Source organism: Bacillus sp. 5mfcol3.1, assembly GCF_900114335.1.
In the GTDB taxonomy this organism is placed as follows: Bacteria; Bacillota; Bacilli; order Bacillales; family Bacillaceae_G; genus Bacillus_A; species Bacillus_A thuringiensis_S.
Genome location: NZ_FOST01000006.1, coordinates 80538 through 98522, shown reverse-complemented (window position 1 = coordinate 98522; position 17985 = coordinate 80538). Strand labels below are relative to the sequence as shown.

Genomic DNA, 17985 nt, shown 5'->3' with positions numbered 1-17985 from the left:
TTTATTTCCACTGGCAAAGATTGTAGATAGAGAAAAGAGTTGAAACACGGTATGAATGCACGTAAGCAATTATGGATAGCAGTTATATGTATGACTTTTGTTGTAATTCTAGGAACGATAGGATTTATGACAATTGAAGAGATTAGTTTGTTTCAAGCATTTTGGATGACGATGATTACTGTATTGACTGTTGGATACGGAGATGCTGTTCCTGTAACGCAAGCAGGGAAAGTATTTGCGCTCCTTATTATTCCTGTTGGTGTAGGTATTGTTACGTATGCAATTGGGGTAGTGGCAGCTATGATTATTGAAGGGAATTTATTTCATGCAGTACGGAGGAAGAAGATGGATAAACAAATAGCGCAGTTGAAAAATCATATTATAGTATGTGGTTGCGGTAGAGTGGGGCTTCAAGTTGTACATGAATTGCAAGAAAAGAACATTCCATTTGTCGTTGTTGATAAAGATGAAAGTATATTGGAGCAGGAAAAGCTTTTATTTGTACATGGAGATGCAACGGAAGATCAAGTATTACATAATGCCGGAATTTTAAAAGCAGCTGGTTTAGTTGCTATTGTTGCAAATGATGCCGAAAATGTATTTATTACATTAACAGCAAGAGGATTAAACGATACGATTAAAATTGTGGCGAGATCTGAAAAGCCAGAAACTGAAGAGAAATTAAGGCGTGCTGGTGCAAATAAGGTTATTAATCCATCTAGTATGGCAGGTATTCATATAGCAAAAGGTATTGCAAATCCATTAACCGTTCATTATATTGATACAGTGTTGTATGGAGTAGAACAGTCATTTGTCATTGAAGAAATTCTAGTTGGCAAAGATTCAATACTAGTCGGTAAATCGTTACTAGAGAGTAATGTAAGGAATCAGTTTGATGTAACGATATTAGCGATTTTAAGAAATGGGAATATTATACATAATCCAACAGGGCAGGAAAAACTACAAGAACATGATATGATAATAGTATTTGGTTCAGTAGAGAAACTGGGACAATTTGAGAAAGAATTACAAAGTACGAGGTGATAAGGAATGCAAATATCTAGTGACAAGATTTTAAATAAAATGGCGAATGAAATTGCGAAGGCAAAAAGTAGCGAAGGACAAAAGTCAAAAGAACATTTATTAGTTGTGCGTGCTTTATGCGATTTACTATTAGATGAACAGGTTGAATCTTCTACGTATAGGGAGCCGCAAATTCAATCGCAAGTAATTGGATCACAGCCTATAACAACAGTTCAACCAGTTATACCAGTTTCTGGAGAACCTGTGTATATAAAAGAAGAAGGTGCAAATGGTAATTCTTTATTTGATTTTTAAGAATTAAATCGTTTGGCTTATATGAAAAAATTGCTTATGATAAAGGTAAAAAAGGGGAATTAAGATGAAAATTTTCTTTTTACTAGGTTGTATTGCAGCGGGGCTATCTGTTGCGTTAGGGGCCTTTGGAGCACACGGTTTAGAAAATAAAATTTCTGCGAAAATGTTAGAAGTTTGGAAAACAGGCGTTACATATCAGATGTTTCATGCAGGTGGATTATTCGTAGTTGCTTTATTGATGGATAAGGTTCAATCATCACTTTTAACTACCGCTGGTTGGCTAATGGTAGCTGGGATTATTATGTTCTCAGGTAGTTTGTATGCATTAAGTACGACAGGCATTAAGTTCTTTGGCCCAATTACACCTCTTGGTGGTGTAGCGTTTATTGTGGCGTGGATTCTAGTAGGGACTGCAGTTGTAAAAGGATTATAAAAAACAAAAGCTGGCATTTGCCAGCTTTTTTTATGGTCTTGGAGTATAAGTTGCTTGTTGACTAGGTAAATACGTAATTTCTTCTGGAAATTCTACGTAATCTAAGTAGATCATTAATAGTAAATAGCGTTTTCCTGATTGCGGTTCACTAATAACGATATGGTCACGGCCGGCTGCTTCAATAATACCTGTATAAGATTGTGTACCAAGGGAACTGCCACGTTCATAAGTCATTACAACTGTAGCTTGCTTACCTTTGTTTAAACGAAGGATATTTTCAATATAGGATTGCTCTAGAGGTAACATGCCTTGAGAAATTGCATATTGAGCTTGCGCAGCTTGAGCTGTTTGTTGTTGCATTGCTTGCTGTTGTTGTTGAGTCATTTGTTGTGGTTGGACATAAGTTCCAGATGGTTGATAAAAACCTGTTCCATAGTACGGATTTTGTTGCTGTGCCATTCAAAAATCCCTCCTCATTTTCATCTCTTAATATACGCTAGGACAGTCTTCACCAGATGGTTGGAAGAAGCAGTGCTTTTTGAAGCGACCAGAGTTTTGTTGGTTATACCAAGTTGGTGGACAAGGACCTTCAGGTCTAAAGAACCATAAGGCAAAGTTAGCGGGCCAAAAACGTTGTCCTTGAATAGTTCGCCTTGCTAAGGCGATATCTTGTTCACGGGCTCTTTGATAAAAATATCCTTTTTGTGTTGCCTCAAAACCACCAGGATTTTGATACACCATTTGACGTAAATTACGAATATTTTTAAAGTCTAAACAATTTCCGCGGACACGATTTACCCCAACGTTTCCGACCATTAACATTCCTTGTTGCCCTTCTCCTTCGGCTTCAGCACGCATCAGTCTAGCTAACAACTTTACATCTGCTTCGTTATAAGCAATAACACCCATTATGTGTCACCTCTCTTTTTGTAATACCTTTTGGAAAGAGGTTTATTTCTAGATGAAGTGTGGAACAATTACTAGTTCATACGTATGAGAAAAAGGACTCAGATATGACAACCAAACGAAGTTTTACATTGAGAGAGGAAAATAAAAAAAGCTAGCGTGAGCTAGCTTTTCATCATTAAAATACTTTAGACCATAAGTTTGAGAAGAAATCTCCAATAGAGCGCATTGTTAGCACAAACCAATTTGCTTTTTCAACTTCCTCTGTTGTTTTTGCAGTAACTTTCATACTTTTACTACCGTCTAAGAAACCATATTTATCAGTTGATGCTAAAGTAATTGAGCCTACTTTAGCATCTTTCTTAACAGGAGCAACTAAATGTCCATCTTCAGCAAGAGATTTATCTAATTCAGTCCCAATTTTATAAGGATCTTTGCTACCTTTTTTCGCAATTACTGTTATTTCTTTTTCAGGTGCAACCGTTACTTGATCTTCTTTCCCTTTTACTACAGAGATTGTGTTATTTTTATCAACCTTGAACTTTTGTTTTTCGAAGTTATTAAATCCATATTCGATTAATTCACGAGATTCTGTGAAGCGCTCGTCCATTGATTTCGTTTTAATAATAACCGAGATAAGACGTAAATCACCGCGTTTCGCAGTAATAGTAAATCCATATCCAGCTGTATCAGAACTTCCTGTTTTTAAACCATCAGTACCTTCATAAGCGAAGGCAGCTCCTGGTAACATCCAGTTCCAGTTTTCCATACGAATTGGTTTTGGATGATTGTCTGGGAAGTTTCTAAATCTTTGTTTTGTATCCTCTAGCATTTCTGGATACTTTGTAATCATTACTTTTGAAAGTATACCCATATCGCGAGCTGACATAGAGTTTTCTGCATTTGGATCAGTACCCTCGGGATGTTTCCCTTTTAAGTCAGCGTTATTTAAACCAGTAGCGTTTACAAATTTATATTTCTTTAACCCTAGTTTTTTTGCATGTTCATTTGCAAGATTTAAGAAGTTTTTCTCACTTCCTGCAAGTAGCTCTGCTAAAGCAATACTAGACCCGTTTGCAGAGAAGATAACAATAGAATGATATAATTCTTTTACAGTATATTGACGTCCTTTCTCAAATGGTACGTTAGAGAATTCATTATTACGTGAGACTTCATAAGCGTAATCGGAAATATTTACTTTCGTATCCCAAGTAATTTTTCCTTCTTTAATTGCTTCTAAAACAGCGTAAACAACAATTAATTTTGACATACTAGCAATAGCTAGCAGTTCGTCTGGGTTTTGTTCATGCAGTATTTTCCCTGTATCTGCATCAAATAGAAGTGCAGCAGCAGCTTCTATTTGTATTTTTTCTTCCGCATGGGATGTTGTTACTCCTAAGGAAGAAATTGACAATAGAAGCGCTAGTAAAATAGACAAGATTTTCTTCATATAAATTATCACCTTCGCATCGTTATTAGCATATAGCTCGTACCATTTTAGCATGAATTTGGATATAGAAAAGTTACAATTTTGTAAGGGATTTGTCGGTTTTTGTTCGAATTTGCGGGAAAAAGGAGTTTTTTGAGGAGAAATATAGAGGGAAATAAAAAAAGGAACGAATTTCGTCCCTTTTTCAATATTATATGTGTAAAAATTTCTCTACTTTTTCGTCTGGTAAGATGTTTCCAACGAAGAATGTTCCGAATTCACCATAACGAGCACTTACTTCATCAAATCGCATTTCATATATAAGTTTCTTAAATTGAAGAACATCGTCAGCGAATAATGTTACGCCCCACTCGAAATCATCGAATCCAACAGATCCTGAAATAACTTGGCGTACTTTCCCTGCGTATTGGCGACCAATCTTGCTGTGACTGTACATCATTTTTTTACGCTCTTCCATAGGAAGCATGTACCAGTTGTCATCACCTTGGCGACGCTTATCCATTGGATAGAAGCAAATATGATTTGCTTTCGGTAATTCAGGATATAAGCGAGCTAAAATTTGTGGATTTTGATATGGATCCTCATCAGCTGGAAGGTAGTTGCTTAGTTCAACAACAGATACGTAAGAATATGCAGGAACCATATATTCAGCTAATGTTGTTTTATTCAATTCTGTCTCAATTTCATTTAACTCTTCCATTGTTGGACGTAAAATCATAAGCATAATATCAGCTTTTTGACCAACAACTGTATACATTGCGTGACTACCTTTTTTCGCAGTAGCTACTTCGTTCCATTTTTCAACGACATTTAAAAATTCAGACACTGCTTGTCCGCGTTCGTCGCTAGATAATGTTTTCCATGCAGCCCAATCAATAGAACGTAAATCATGTAAACAATACCAGCCATCTAACGTTGTTGTTGCTTCACTCATTCTATTCACCTCAGTTAATGATAGTTTTACACGTTAACTATAGCATATATAGTTTTAAAATCATCTATATAAAACCTTGGCGCATAAAATTGTCACATTTAAGTGTTTAAGCGAGGTGAATTTAACGGCTGAATTTTATGAAAATATAATCATTTTTATTTTATCTATTTTTTGGGAGCTATAAGTTTAAAATATAGAAGAAAAGCAGTATTCTTAAAGATAGAGTTTTTTAACATATGTAGGAGGGTTTATTCGTGAGCAACTTATTTACAACAGTAAAAGAAAAAGTTCAAGGAAAAGGCATTTCTATCGTACTTCCTGAAGGAACTGATGAAAGAATTTTAGGCGCTGCAGAGCGTTTAGCAAAAGAAGAGTTAGTAAAACCAATCTTAGTTGGTAATAAGGAAGAAATTAGCGCAAAAGCTGCTAGCATGAATTTAACATTAGCAGGCGTTGATATTTACGACCCAGCTACATACGAAGAAATGGATGCAATGGTAGCATCTTTCGTTGAACGCCGTAAAGGTAAAGCAACTGAAGAAGACGCTCGCAAAATCCTTAAAGACGAAAACTACTTCGGTACAATGCTTGTATACATGGGCAAAGCACACGGTTTAGTAAGTGGTGCAGCTCACTCTACAGCTGATACAGTTCGTCCGGCACTTCAAATTATTAAAACAAAACCAGGCGTTACAAAAACTTCTGGCGTATTCATCATGGTACGTGAAGAAGAGAAATATGTATTCGCTGATTGCGCAATTAACATTGCACCAAACAGCCAAGATTTAGCTGAAATCGGTATCGAAAGTGCGAAAACTGCTGAGTTATTCGGCATTGATCCACGTGTTGCTATGTTAAGCTTCTCTACAAAAGGTTCTGCGAAATCTCCAGAAACAGAAAAAGTTGTAGAAGCAACTCGCATTGCAAAAGAAATGGCTCCTGAGTTAACTTTAGATGGAGAATTCCAATTCGATGCTGCATTCGTACCATCTGTAGCTGAGAAAAAAGCTCCAGGTTCTACAATTAAAGGTGATGCTAACGTATTCGTATTCCCAAGCTTAGAAGCTGGTAATATCGGCTACAAAATCGCTCAACGTTTAGGTAACTTCGAAGCAGTAGGACCAATCTTACAAGGTTTAAACATGCCTGTAAATGATCTGTCTCGTGGATGTAACGAAGAAGAAGTGTACAAGTTAGCTTTAATTACAGCAGCTCAAGCACTTTAATTCTAAAATGAATTGGTATGGAAAATGACCACCCTTAGGGTGGTCATTTTTATTTTTCTAAGCCAAGTGCTTTATTATTACGATCAATAATACGTTGTAAATTCGTCTCATATAAAGGAATCTCATCTATTGTTAATTGAGATGGTGTTAACTTTGGAGCGAATTGCTGCAATGTTTTTAAAAGACGCATCATTAAATCTTGTACTGTAATGGTTTCGCCAAGTAATTCTGAGAGTGAGGCCATCGTACTTGGTACAATTTCAGGGTACGTAAAGCGTGTTTCTTTTCCTTGAATTGCTAGGTTGTAGAAATCACGAACGAGTGCGGCACGCTCAGAGCCACTTCCGGTAGCACAGAGATAAATTTGGACAGCGACACCGCCGCGAATACGACGTTGTGAAATACCAGCGAATTTTTGATCGCGAATACTTAAGTCATAACTACCAGGACAGTAAGAGCCAACAATTTCTTTTGCCTCGATAGTAACGTTGTAATCCTTTAACATCTCCTTAATTAAATGCCACATCGTATCGTATCCAAGATCAATATCGATACCTTTTTCTGTTTCTTGGAATAAAAGTGATACGTTTAAAACACCTTCATCAAGCACGACTGCAAGCCCGCCAGAATTACGAACAATAACATTGAAGTTGTGTTGTTTTAAAAAAGAAATACCTTCTTCTAAATGCGGAAGGCGTGAATCTTGAATGCCAAGGACAATTGTATTGTGATGAACCCAAGAACGCATTGTTGCGGCTGACTTGCCATTTCCAATGCTTGTGCATAATGTGTCATCCATTGCGAATGACTGAAGTGCATGGAATGTTGGTCCCAAACTAGACTGATCTACAATGCGCCACTCTGGCTGAGATAAAATGGAACGGGAATTGCTCATATAACTAACCCCTTATCTTTAAAATGACAATCTCTATTATAGCAAAAAATGAAGAATGGAGTTTTCTCACATATAAAGGGGGAGCTTAAAGGTGAAATAATAAAAAGGATGCATTACATGCATCCTTTTTATTCTGCAATTTTTTCTAAATTACCGTTTCGGTCCATTCGGAAAGATGTTTGAGAACGTTCTTCGTCATCCATGACTGCCAATTTACGAGCTCGGTTCATAATGTTCATAAGTGTTTCGTAATCTTCTTGTACAGTATGAGATTGCTTTTCTAACTTTTCTAGTTTCTTTTCTAGTTCCTCATTCCGAAGGATTTGTGCTTTAATTTCTTGTTTCAATCTCGTATTCTCGTTTTCAAGAGCTGTCACTTTTATATTTGAAGATCCGACTGTTTGTAAAAAATAAATAACATCTTGCATTGTCATAGAGCTTCTTGCAGCAGGAGCAGTAGATTCTTGATATGGAATAGCTTCTTTATATTGTACGATTGATTCCTCTTGTACTAATTCTTCATAATCAGTTATCGAATCTGAAGCTGGTGGTGTATAAAGTAAACGTTTTTTCGCTTGTTCACCGCTTGCAGCACGCATTTTATCTTTACGATGTTTTTTTGCTAGTTGAAGAGCTTGTTCATAGCTATAGCGAACGACAGCATTCCAGCGGAAACCACAAGCAGCAGATGTACGATTTAACTGATCTCCTACTTCCTCAAATGCATTTAATTGCGTACTTCCTTCTCGAACATGACGAAGTACCGTTTCAGCAAGTAATAAATCATCCTCATCTGTCCAAGCATCTTGTCTTACTTTCATAGATTCAACTCCCTTTCTTTTTATGAACTTCCTATTTTTATAATGGGCAAAAAAATAAACTTTTATACAAAGCTTTTAAAAATATGGTAGATTTCGATGAAAGGTAAAAATTTTCCCATGAATGGTGAGCGCTTCTGTAGGAGAGCATATAAATAAGTAGCATTATGTAGAGAATAGGCTTTGTAGGGAAACTTGCAACGAGCTTCAAAGAGCGGTAAAATACCATTTAGTGTTTATTTTTAAACGAACTTGAGAAAAGTTTAAAATAGAGGAAGTGTTATATAATGGGAAACGAATTTCGCGTGTGCGATGACTGTCAGGCAACGAACGTTAAAACGTTAGTTCCGAAGTTAAAAAAAGTAGATTCATGTGCAACGATTGAAGTTGGATGTCAGTCTTACTGTGGTCCTGGTCGTAAAAAATCATTCGCATTTGTAAATAACCGTCCAGTTGCGGCTCCAACAGAAGATGAGTTAATCGTAAAAATTGAAGCAAAGTTAAATAAGTAAGAAAAAGAAGAGTGAAAAGATTACTCTTCTTTTTTTATGCCCATAAGAGGAAAGATTTATTCTGCGAAAGTACTCTTGTGTGGACGAACGTTTTCTAAAGGATGGATATAACTTTTGTATTAAAGTTCCAATTTATATAAATTTATATTTCAAAATAATGGTTGACAGTCTTTTAAAGCGATAGGTAGAATAGAAGTGTCTGATTCTGAGAATCATTATCAGGAAAATAACAATTCACCTAATTTTTTTATTACTATTTGAGAATAAATTTCATTTTAATAAATATATGTTGTTGGTTAGGATGGTTGAGGGATGGAAGCGAGCGCAAGCAGTATAGAACAGCAAGAAGAGAATGTTAAAGAGATTAAGAGCAGACCGCTCATCGCTTCTATTATTTTAGTAGCGGGTACAGTTTTGTTAGCTTTAAGCATGGCAGTTTCTATTTCTTTTGGGGCTGCAGATATTAGTTTAAAGACTGTATGGCAAGCTGTATTTCAGTTTGATGGATCTATTACGCATCATAACGTAATTCAAGAGCTTCGCATGCCTAGAGCAATAGGGGGCGTAGTTGCAGGTGCCTTTTTAGCGGTATCAGGAGCAATTATGCAAGGCATGACGCGAAATCCACTTGCTTCACCATCGTTAATGGGAATTACAGATGGGGCTGTATTTGGAATTGCAATTATGTATGCATTTTTCCCTAATTCACCTTATTTAATGTTTGTTATCGCATCTTTTATTGGAGCTGCGTTTGGTGCAAGCATTGTATATGGAATTGGGTCTTCTTCACCAGGTGGATTAACACCTGTGAAATTAGCTTTAGCAGGTGCAGCTATTAGTGCTTTATTAGGGGCAATTTCATCTGGAATCGCATTGTATTTTAATCTTGCCCAAGAGGTGAGCATGTGGAATGCAGGCGGAGTTGCTGGAGTGAAATGGCAAAGTATTAATATGTTAGTGCCAATTGGCCTTGTTTGTCTTTTTATCGCAATTATGATGTCGAGATATATTACAATTTTGAGCTTCGGTGAAGAAATTGCAATTGGACTTGGTCAAAATACGACATTAATTAAATTTATCGGAACAGTACTTGTTCTTGTTTTAACGGGTTCCGCAGTTTCCATGGCAGGATCAGTAGGGTTTGTTGGTCTTGTAATCCCGCATATGACTCGTTTCCTTGTAGGCTCGGACTATAGATGGGTTATTCCATGTTCTGCGGTCTTAGGCGGGCTGTTAATTGAATGTGCAGATATGTTATCTCGCGTTATTAACCCGCCATTTGAAACGCCAATTGGAGCAATTACAGCGCTAATTGGGGTTCCATTCTTCCTCTACTTAGCACGTAATGAAGGGAGAGGAAAGATGTGAGGACGAGTGTCTTAACAAAAAAGAACATTTCTATATTAACGATTTTAGTAGGACTAATCGTTTCTATATTTCTTATTAGTTTAAATACAGGAACTTTTAAAATACCCCCAATGGACGTATTAAAGTCATTGGTTGGACTAGGGGCTGAAGATCAGTCTGTTATTTTATTTGAATTCCGTATGCCGCGTATGGTAATTGCTATACTAGTCGGATCTGCTTTAGCTATGTCAGGTGCGATTTTACAAGGTTTATCACGAAATCCACTTGCTGATCCAGGTATTATAGGGATTAATGCTGGAGCGGGATTAACAGTTGTTATATTCGTCTACTTCTTCTTCGGGAAAGTAGGGACTGGTACATTTTTATCTGTATTCATTCTTCCATTTTTCGCACTAGTTGGAGCGATATTAGCAGCGGTAATTATTTATTTATTAGCATGGAAAGACGGCGTTTCATCGACTCGATTAATACTAGTCGGTATTGCCGTTGCAGCTGGATTTGGAGCTGTTAGTTTAATTTTCTCTATGAAGATGACATCTAACGATTTTCGTTTTGCTACGATTTGGCTGGCGGGAAGTCTATGGGGTACAGATTGGAAATTCGTATTAAGTGTACTTCCATGGATGGTTATTTTCTTACCGCTTGCTATAAGTAAAGCACACATATTAAATGTAATGAACCTAGGCGATTCTACAGCAGTTGGCCTTGGTGTAAATGTAGAAAAAGAAAGACGTAAATTATTATTTATTGCAGTTTGTTTAGCGGGTGCATCTGTTGCTGTTGCCGGTGGAATTGGCTTTATCGGTTTAATGGCCCCGCATTTAGCAAGGCGCCTTGTTGGTGGCAAACATCAAATCATGTTGCCCACAGCTGCGCTAATAGGAACGTTTTTACTTTTATTCGCAGACGTAATTTCAAGAAGTGTACTAACAACTTCAGAAATACCAGTCGGTCTTGTTATTTCTGTAATTGGTGCACCGTATTTCATTTATTTACTTATGAGGACAAAATAAAGGGAGGCTTTTCGTATGGCAACTTTAGCGGTTGATGCGGTATCTGTTGGCTATAATGAAGGTTTAATTATTGATGGATTAACAGTTGAAATTCCGGAAGGGAAAATTACAACAATTATTGGGCCAAATGGTTGTGGGAAGTCCACATTATTAAAAACGGCGTCTCGTATTTTGAAGGCAAAACAAGGTACTGTTTATCTTGACGGAAAAGCAATTGAGAAACAGCCAACGAAAGAAATTGCAAAGAAAATGGCGATTTTACCACAAACTGCAGAAGTACCAACGGGTCTTACTGTATTTGAGCTTGTGTCATACGGAAGATTCCCTCATCAAAAAGGGTTTGGCACGTTGAAAGAAGAGGATTATCGCTACATTAACTGGGCACTTGAAGTGACAGGAATGAAAGAATTTGCGAATCGTCCAGCAGAAGCGCTATCTGGTGGTCAACGTCAACGTGTTTGGATTGCAATGGCTCTTGCACAAGGAACAGAATTACTTGTATTGGATGAACCAACAACGTACTTAGATATGGCTCATCAATTAGAAGTATTAAACTTATTGAAAAAGTTAAATGAAGAAGAAGGTAGAACGATTGTTATGGTTATCCATGACTTAAACCACGCTTCTCGTTTCTCAGATCATATGATTGCATTAAAAGCAGGTAAGTTAATGAAACAAGGAACACCAGATGAAGTTATGACAAGTGAAACACTTCGTAACGTATTTGAGATTGAAGCTCAAATCGTTCCATGTCCAGTAAACTGTAAGCCGATTTGCTTAACATATGATTTAGCGATGATTAGTAATCAATTGCGTAAAAAAGCTTAAGTAGAACCCCCTCGTGAAGAGGGGGGACTTCTAATGGACGTTGAGCTTCTTATATAAGAATGGGAAGTTGAACGCCCGTTAGAATGGGGTATTAACAACAATTAATAAAAATATATTGATTAATTGTTATCTTCGTTTCTTATAGTTCATTGCAACTTATAAGATAAATACAGCTAGAAGGAGTGGGAACATGAAGAATTTTAAAATGGCACTATTAGCAATGGTATTAGTTGTGACTTCTGTACTATTTGCTGCTTGTTCTAACAAAGAAGAAGAAAAGAAAGCAGATGCAAAGACTGAAGAGCGCACTGTAAAACATGCAAAAGGGGAAATTAAAATTCCTGCAAACCCAAAGAAAATTGCTGACCTTAGTGGTTCAACAGAAGAATTATTAATTTTCGATATGAAACCGGTTATTACTGCTAATACATCTCAAGAAAAAATTGATGCACATATTGAAAAGAAACTAAAAGACGTTAAACCAGTTGGTTCTGCTTGGGGCGATAAAATTAACATCGAAGCAGTAGCTGCTGCAAAACCAGATTTAATTCTTGTAAATAATCGTCAAGAAAAGATTTATGATCAATTATCTAAAATTGCACCAACAGTTATGTTAAACACTCCATTAGATCAATGGCGTCCAAAATTCGAAGAAGTAGGTCAAATCTTCGGTAAAGAAAAAGAAACAAAAGAATGGTTCAAAAAGTATGATGAAAAAGCAAGCAAATTACATGACAAAATCGTCGCTAAAACTGGTGAAGCAACATTCATGAAAATGGCTGCGTATCCAAATGCTTTCCGCGTATACGGTGACTACGGTTACGGTAGCGTAATCTTTAATGATTTAAAACTACCAGCAGTTAAAGGTACACCAACTGATAAACCACTAGTACAAGTACAAAAAGAAGCTTTAATCGATTACAACCCAGATTACTTATTCGTATTTACAACTGGTGACGGTTCTCAGCGCTTAAAAGAATTCCAAGAAGAATCAATTTGGAAAAACATGAACGCTGTTAAAAACAACCACGTATTCACAATTAAAAATGAAGACTTAAACAAAGGTTACTTCCCATTAGGGAAAGATATGATCTTAGACGAAGTTGCTGAATTCGTTTTAGGTAAATAATGTATAAAGGAAATCACTTTTACTTCGGTAAAGGTGATTTTTTCTTTTTATAAAGGTAATTAATACAGTCTTTCATTTCTTTCTGTTTCTCATTTCGTTTATAATATAAAGTAAGAATGTAGTAAAGAAAGGGGGATGTCGGAAAGTGGTATATTTAAACGACAAACTCAGCGAAACAAAAGTGTTTAAAGACCCAGTACATAAATATGTGCACGTGCGTGATCGTGTTATTTGGGATTTAATCGGAACGAAAGAATTTCAACGCTTGCGCCGTATTAAGCAGCTTGGAACGACATTTTTTACATTTCACGGTGCAGAGCATAGTCGCTTTACTCATTCGTTAGGTGTATACGAAATTATTCGTCGTATGATTGATGATGTGTTTGATGGCAGACCAAATTGGAATGCTGAAGATAGATTGTTATGTTTATGTGCGGCATTACTTCATGATGTCGGTCACGGCCCATTTTCTCACTCGTTTGAAAAAGTATTTTCATTAGATCATGAGAAATTTACGCAAAAGATTATTGTTGGCAATACGGAGATTAATGATGTATTAAGTCGTGTTGATAAGGAGTTTCCACAAAAGGTAGCAGATGTAATTGCAAAAACGTCTACTAATAAATTAGCAATTAGTATGATTTCGAGCCAAATTGATGCGGATCGTATGGATTATTTATTAAGAGATGCTTATTTTACAGGCGTAAAGTATGGAAACTTCGATATGGAACGTATACTGCGTGTAATGCGCCCGTATGGGGATCAAGTAGTCATTAAAAATAGTGGTATGCATGCTGTTGAGCATTACATTATGAGTCGTTATCAAATGTATTGGCAAGTATATTTCCATCCGGTAACGCGAAGTGCAGAAGTTATTTTAACGAAGATTTTACACCGTGCTAAATCATTGCACGAGAAGTATTATACATTTAAAAATCATCCTGTTCATTTCTATTCTTTATTTGAAGAAGAAGTAACAGTAGAGGATTATTTAAAGTTAGACGAGAACGTTATGTATTACTACTTCCAAGTATGGCAGGAAGAAGAAGATCCAATTTTAAGCGATCTATGCCGCCGTTTTATGAATCGAAATCTATTTAAATATGTAGAGTTTACAGATAAACACGGTTTAGATAATTGGATGGAATTAAGTAGTTTATTTAAAAAGATTGGACTTGATCCGGAGTATTATTTAGTAGTTGATTCAACATCAGACTTACCGTATGACTTTTATCGTGCAGGAGAAGAAGAAGAGCGTTTGCCAATCCTACTTCTTATGCCAAACGGAGAGCTTAGAGAGCTTTCACGTGAATCGGATATTGTTGAGGCGATTACAGGTAAGAAAAGAACGGACCAAAAGCTATTCTATCCACATGATTTAATCTATGAAGATGGAAGAAAAGGAAAATATAAAGAGAGAATTATTGAGTTGTTAGAAGGAAAGAAATAAGAAGCAGCTAGTGGCTGCTTCTTATGAAAAACTTGAAATTATTTGTCGCTTAAGCGTTTTCCGCCAACTGCATAATGATTCTTAGACATTTCTTCGATGAAAACAACGATGTTTTCTTCAGGAGCACCAGTTGTTTCGCTTACTGCTGCTGTTACTTTCTCAGCAAGAGCTTTCTTTTGTTCTTCTGTGCGTCCTTCTAGCATTTTCACTGTTACGTATGGCATGTACAATCGCTCCTTTTATGTAAGTTACACTCTTATTATAGCGGATTATGGGGAAGAACAATCGAAAAAACAAATAATTTCTTTTTTTGACATATGGAAGAGGAGATGAAGTATGGATCAGTTATTTAGATATCCATTGCACGAAATTCCGTTGGTAGCAATGGCGATTATTATTGCATTATCCGTTCATGAATTTGCACATGCATATGTTGCATATAAATTTGGGGACGATACAGCAAAGAGACAAGGGCGTTTAACGTTATCACCGATGGCTCATTTAGACCCTATCGGTTTGATTGCAGTATTAATTCTTGGATTCGGTTGGGCAAGACCGGTTCCTGTTAACCCATATAACTTTAAAAGACCGCGTCTTGCAGGCATATTAGTTTCAATTGCAGGGCCGATTAGTAACTTAATTTTAAGTGCAATTGGTTTAATTATTTTGTATAGCTTAGCAGTATTTGGAGTGTTAGATGCAGTTCCAGTTGCAGTAGCTGAAACATTAGGAAAGTTTTTTGAGCTCTTTATTATGTTAAATATTGTTTTACTTGTATTTAATTTATTACCGATCCCGCCACTTGATGGGTATCGTGTAGTGGAAGATTTAGCACCAGCAAATATTCGCGCGAAAATGACACAGTATGAAAAATATGGAGCGATTGCGTTATTAATTCTCGTTATTACACCGCTTAGTAATTACACAATTCAACCTATTTTCCAGGTAGTTATTCCGCATGTATTAATGTTTTTACAAAGTATCATTGCGCCTATTTTTGGCCTTTTATAATTTTTAAGTGAGGAGGATTTTACATATGACAGAGAAAAAGAAAAAAATCGGTTTTAATATCGTGAAAAATGATTCAACAGATGGACATGGTGGATTTGGTGTTGGGGCATTAAGCCTAGAAAACATTTCACCTGTATTTGTTGATGTACTAGAGAAAACCGCATTCGTTGATATCGGTGCGATGCATGCGCGTAGTACAGTAGAAAAAGGTATTAAGTTTTTAACAAATAAAGATGAAGTTCCAAACGGAAAACCATTTTGGCTTGTTTGGGTAACGATTGAAAGAACTGCAACTGGTGCTTATTACGCAGGTGTAACAGCTTGTGAAATGACAGTAGACCGTGAAATTCGTCGCGGATATAAATCACTTCCAGAACACGTAAACAAAATGGATAAATCAATGAAGCGTCACATTATGGTTGACCATATGGATGAATCATCTAAAAAAGTACTTGGTACGTTCTTGAAAGAACATAATGAAGCGATTTGGAACGAATCTAGTGAAGAATTGCGTCGTGCATTATTAAGTGAATAAAAAATAGCTGACGGATGCCCGTCAGCTATTTTTTTACCAAGGAAGATATTTTTTCCACCAACTTGTTTTTTTCTTTTCTTCAGTCGTTTTTTCAAATTCTTCTTTATCATCGACGTGATCCATACAATATTCAGTCGGTTCGGTACCTTTAGCGAAATACATTTTCACAGAAATAGGACAATTTTTTGTAGCAATTTTACCGTTCTCTGGGTTGATACTAACCGCTACGACGTCACCTGGTTGTTTAAATTCTTTTTTGGGCTGTCCATCTAAGCCTTTCTCCATCGTATCAGTCCATATTTTCTTCGCATATCCTTGTTCTGCTACGTTTGAAATAGATTTAGGTTGATCATATCCGACCCATACACCTGTTACGATTTGCGGAGTAAATCCGATCATCCAACTATCCGTTTCAGTAGAACCAGATTTTCCGGCATATGTTCTTGATAATTTTGATAACATCGATTGGCCAGTTACAGCAGCATAACTGCTTAGTTTCTTATTAAACATACCGGTCATCATTTCTTCCATTACAAACGCTTTGCTCTTGTCGAGAACTTGTTTACTCTCTAAATGAGCATCGTATAATATATTTCCTTCATGATCCATAATGCGGCGAATGAAAGTAGGTTTTACTTCTTTTCCACCGTTTGCGAACATGCTATAAGCGTTAACCATTTCAATTGGTTTTACGGGTGATGTGCCGAGAGCTAGAGAAGGCACATCTTTTAATGCACTTGTAATTCCAAATTGTTTTGCTGTTTTTGCGAGTGCGTCATCTCCTAAAAATAAATTCGTTTTTACAGCATATATGTTATCAGAGACTGCGAGAGCTTGTGCCATCGTTACAAAATCATCTGCATAATAATCTTTATAGTTTTTTGGTTTATACTTTGAAACGCCGTCACCTAAAGTAAATACAGTATATTCGCTTTTTAAGCGCGTAGCAGGCGTGAATCCTCGTTCTAATGCTGCATAATATAGAAATGGCTTAAATGTAGAACCAGGCTGACGAACGGCTTGTGTAGCCCTGTTAAATTGACTCGTAGTATAATCAGTTCCGCCAACAAGAGCAGCCACTTCACCTGTCGTTGGATTCATAGAGACGAGAGCAGTTTGTATGTTTGTTGTGTCAGGTATATGATCTTTTACAGCTTGCTCTGCTACAGCTTGTAGTTTAGGGTCTAGCGTTGTATAAATTCGCAAGCCACCCCGTTGTAAAGCTTGTTCGTCTAATCCAACATCACGAAGAAGCGAAGCTTGTACAGCATCTTGGAAATATGGTGCGACCTCTGCTACTTTTTTCGTATCTAATGAGGCAAAAGTTAGTGGCTCTTTCTTCGCTAAGGCTGCTTGTTGCTTCGTAATATATCCTTGTTCGACCATTTCATCTAATATGAGAGCTTGTCGTCCTTTAGCACGATCCTCTTTCAAAAAGGGAGAATAGACACTTGGCCCTTTCGGGATACCTGCGAGCATACTAGCTTCTGCTAATGTTAAATCTTTTGCTGTTTTATCGAAATATAGACGGGACGCAGCTTCGATTCCATAAGCGCCATGTCCGTAATAAATTGTATTTAAATATCCTTCTAAAATATGATTTTTATTATAGTTTACTTCAAGGCGGACAGTGTACATTGCCTCTAATAATTTCCGTTTCCACGTTTTATCATGATCTAAATACAGATTACGCGCGTATTGTTGTGTAATTGTACTAGCTCCTTGTACCTTTGCCATCGCTTTTAAATCAGCAACAATTGCACCCGCAATCCGTTTCACATCGAAGCCGTGATGTTTGTAGAATCGTTGGTCTTCGATAGATAGTGTCGCCTCTTTTACATAAGGAGAAATTTCATTGAGAGATACATTGTAACGTTTTTGAATTTCATTACTTTGTCCAATAACAGTATCATCGTTTGCGTAAAAGACGCTTGTTTGCGGGACCGCAACAGGAGGAGGTCCCATAATTTTTGCGACTATAATAATAACAAAAAAAGAAAAAACGAAGAAAAGGACGCAAGAAAACATTGCGGTGAAGAAAAGACGTTTATATTTTTTAAGTTTTGGATTCATAGTCTGATCCATCTTTTTTCAGCCCCTCATTAATACAAGCGTTATTGTATTAGTATTGAGGGTTTT

General features: G+C 36.7%; 20 protein-coding genes. 12 read left to right on the top strand and 8 right to left on the bottom strand.

All coding sequences use genetic code 11. The features are described from left to right. Window positions 1–51 precede the first annotated feature (51 nt). The 3 genes from BM089_RS24270 (at window position 52) to BM089_RS24260 (ending at window position 1771) form a co-directional block, all read left to right on the top strand. Window positions 52–1044, top strand: coding sequence for a potassium channel family protein (locus BM089_RS24270; protein WP_139213328.1), 993 nt, complete (start codon window positions 52–54; stop codon window positions 1042–1044). A 6-nt stretch (window positions 1045–1050) separates the two neighbouring features. Then, window positions 1051–1338, top strand: a complete 288-nt coding sequence (locus BM089_RS24265; protein WP_001167346.1) for a YwdI family protein — start codon at window positions 1051–1053, stop codon at window positions 1336–1338. Window positions 1339–1402: 64 nt separating this feature from the next. Next, window positions 1403–1771, top strand: a complete 369-nt coding sequence (locus BM089_RS24260; protein ID WP_000688315.1) for a DUF423 domain-containing protein — start codon at window positions 1403–1405, stop codon at window positions 1769–1771. Window positions 1772–1801: 30 nt separating this feature from the next. Here BM089_RS24260 and gerQ read toward each other — a convergent pair whose 3' ends face one another. The 4 genes from gerQ to hemQ all read right to left on the bottom strand — a co-directional run bounded on the left by gerQ (window position 1802) and on the right by hemQ (window position 5061). After that, window positions 1802–2230, bottom strand: coding sequence for a spore coat protein GerQ (gerQ, locus tag BM089_RS24255; protein ID WP_000068652.1), 429 nt, complete (start codon window positions 2228–2230; stop codon window positions 1802–1804). A 27-nt stretch (window positions 2231–2257) separates the two neighbouring features. Then, entirely contained in the window at window positions 2258–2680 is a 423-nt protein-coding gene (gene cwlJ / locus BM089_RS24250; protein ID WP_090978315.1) for a cell wall hydrolase CwlJ, read from the bottom strand. Between the two features lie 175 nt (window positions 2681–2855). Further along, window positions 2856–4127 (bottom strand): serine hydrolase, encoded by a 1272-nt coding sequence (locus BM089_RS24245; RefSeq protein WP_090978313.1) that lies wholly within the window; start codon window positions 4125–4127, stop codon window positions 2856–2858. A gap of 190 nt (window positions 4128–4317) precedes the next feature. Next, window positions 4318–5061, bottom strand: a complete 744-nt coding sequence (hemQ, locus tag BM089_RS24240) for a hydrogen peroxide-dependent heme synthase (RefSeq protein WP_001287595.1) — start codon at window positions 5059–5061, stop codon at window positions 4318–4320. Window positions 5062–5315: 254 nt separating this feature from the next. Here hemQ and pta point away from each other — a divergent pair, with 254 nt between their 5' ends. Then, a complete protein-coding gene (gene pta, locus BM089_RS24235) occupies window positions 5316–6287 on the top strand; it encodes a phosphate acetyltransferase (RefSeq protein ID WP_000067215.1) in 972 nt (323 codons plus the stop codon). Window positions 6288–6336: 49 nt separating this feature from the next. Here the strand turns inward: pta and BM089_RS24230 are convergent, their stop codons facing one another. Together BM089_RS24230 and BM089_RS24225 are read right to left on the bottom strand one after the other, a co-directional pair. Beyond that, window positions 6337–7182, bottom strand: coding sequence for an octanoyl-[GcvH]:protein N-octanoyltransferase (locus BM089_RS24230; protein ID WP_000071945.1), 846 nt, complete (start codon window positions 7180–7182; stop codon window positions 6337–6339). A 128-nt stretch (window positions 7183–7310) separates the two neighbouring features. Then, on the bottom strand, window positions 7311–8003 hold the full coding sequence (locus BM089_RS24225) for an RsfA family transcriptional regulator (RefSeq protein WP_000868358.1): 693 nt from the start codon (window positions 8001–8003) through the stop codon (window positions 7311–7313). Window positions 8004–8287: 284 nt separating this feature from the next. Between BM089_RS24225 and BM089_RS24220 the strand changes: the two genes are divergently transcribed. From BM089_RS24220 to BM089_RS24195, 6 genes are all read left to right on the top strand, one after another. Beyond that, entirely contained in the window at window positions 8288–8512 is a 225-nt protein-coding gene (locus tag BM089_RS24220) for a YuzB family protein (protein ID WP_000526079.1), read from the top strand. Between the two features lie 312 nt (window positions 8513–8824). Then, window positions 8825–9880, top strand: a complete 1056-nt coding sequence (locus BM089_RS24215) for a FecCD family ABC transporter permease (protein ID WP_000388296.1) — start codon at window positions 8825–8827, stop codon at window positions 9878–9880. Then, the gene (locus BM089_RS24210; RefSeq protein WP_001260757.1) at window positions 9877–10893 is read left to right on the top strand and encodes a FecCD family ABC transporter permease; all 1017 of its coding nucleotides are present in this window, start codon (window positions 9877–9879) and stop codon (window positions 10891–10893) included. The genes BM089_RS24215 and BM089_RS24210 overlap by 4 nt, the downstream gene beginning before the upstream one ends. 15 nt (window positions 10894–10908) lie before the next feature. Then, the gene (locus BM089_RS24205; protein ID WP_000212068.1) at window positions 10909–11721 is read left to right on the top strand and encodes an ABC transporter ATP-binding protein; all 813 of its coding nucleotides are present in this window, start codon (window positions 10909–10911) and stop codon (window positions 11719–11721) included. A 190-nt stretch (window positions 11722–11911) separates the two neighbouring features. Further along, entirely contained in the window at window positions 11912–12850 is a 939-nt protein-coding gene (locus tag BM089_RS24200; protein WP_090978311.1) for an ABC transporter substrate-binding protein, read from the top strand. Between the two features lie 145 nt (window positions 12851–12995). Further along, a complete protein-coding gene (locus BM089_RS24195) occupies window positions 12996–14300 on the top strand; it encodes an HD domain-containing protein (RefSeq protein WP_000262741.1) in 1305 nt (434 codons plus the stop codon). Window positions 14301–14338: 38 nt separating this feature from the next. Here BM089_RS24195 and BM089_RS24190 read toward each other — a convergent pair whose 3' ends face one another. Continuing rightward, window positions 14339–14524, bottom strand: a complete 186-nt coding sequence (locus BM089_RS24190) for a 2-hydroxymuconate tautomerase (RefSeq protein WP_001147171.1) — start codon at window positions 14522–14524, stop codon at window positions 14339–14341. Between the two features lie 112 nt (window positions 14525–14636). On the opposite strand from BM089_RS24190, the gene BM089_RS24185 reads away from it, so the two are divergent. Both BM089_RS24185 and BM089_RS24180 read left to right on the top strand, forming a co-directional pair. Further along, on the top strand, window positions 14637–15311 hold the full coding sequence (locus BM089_RS24185; RefSeq protein WP_000372443.1) for a site-2 protease family protein: 675 nt from the start codon (window positions 14637–14639) through the stop codon (window positions 15309–15311). A gap of 25 nt (window positions 15312–15336) precedes the next feature. Further along, window positions 15337–15846 (top strand): YwhD family protein, encoded by a 510-nt coding sequence (locus BM089_RS24180; protein ID WP_000136683.1) that lies wholly within the window; start codon window positions 15337–15339, stop codon window positions 15844–15846. Between the two features lie 33 nt (window positions 15847–15879). Here the strand turns inward: BM089_RS24180 and BM089_RS24175 are convergent, their stop codons facing one another. Then, on the bottom strand, window positions 15880–17931 hold the full coding sequence (locus BM089_RS24175; protein WP_088022134.1) for a transglycosylase domain-containing protein: 2052 nt from the start codon (window positions 17929–17931) through the stop codon (window positions 15880–15882). Window positions 17932–17985: the final 54 nt, after the last annotated feature.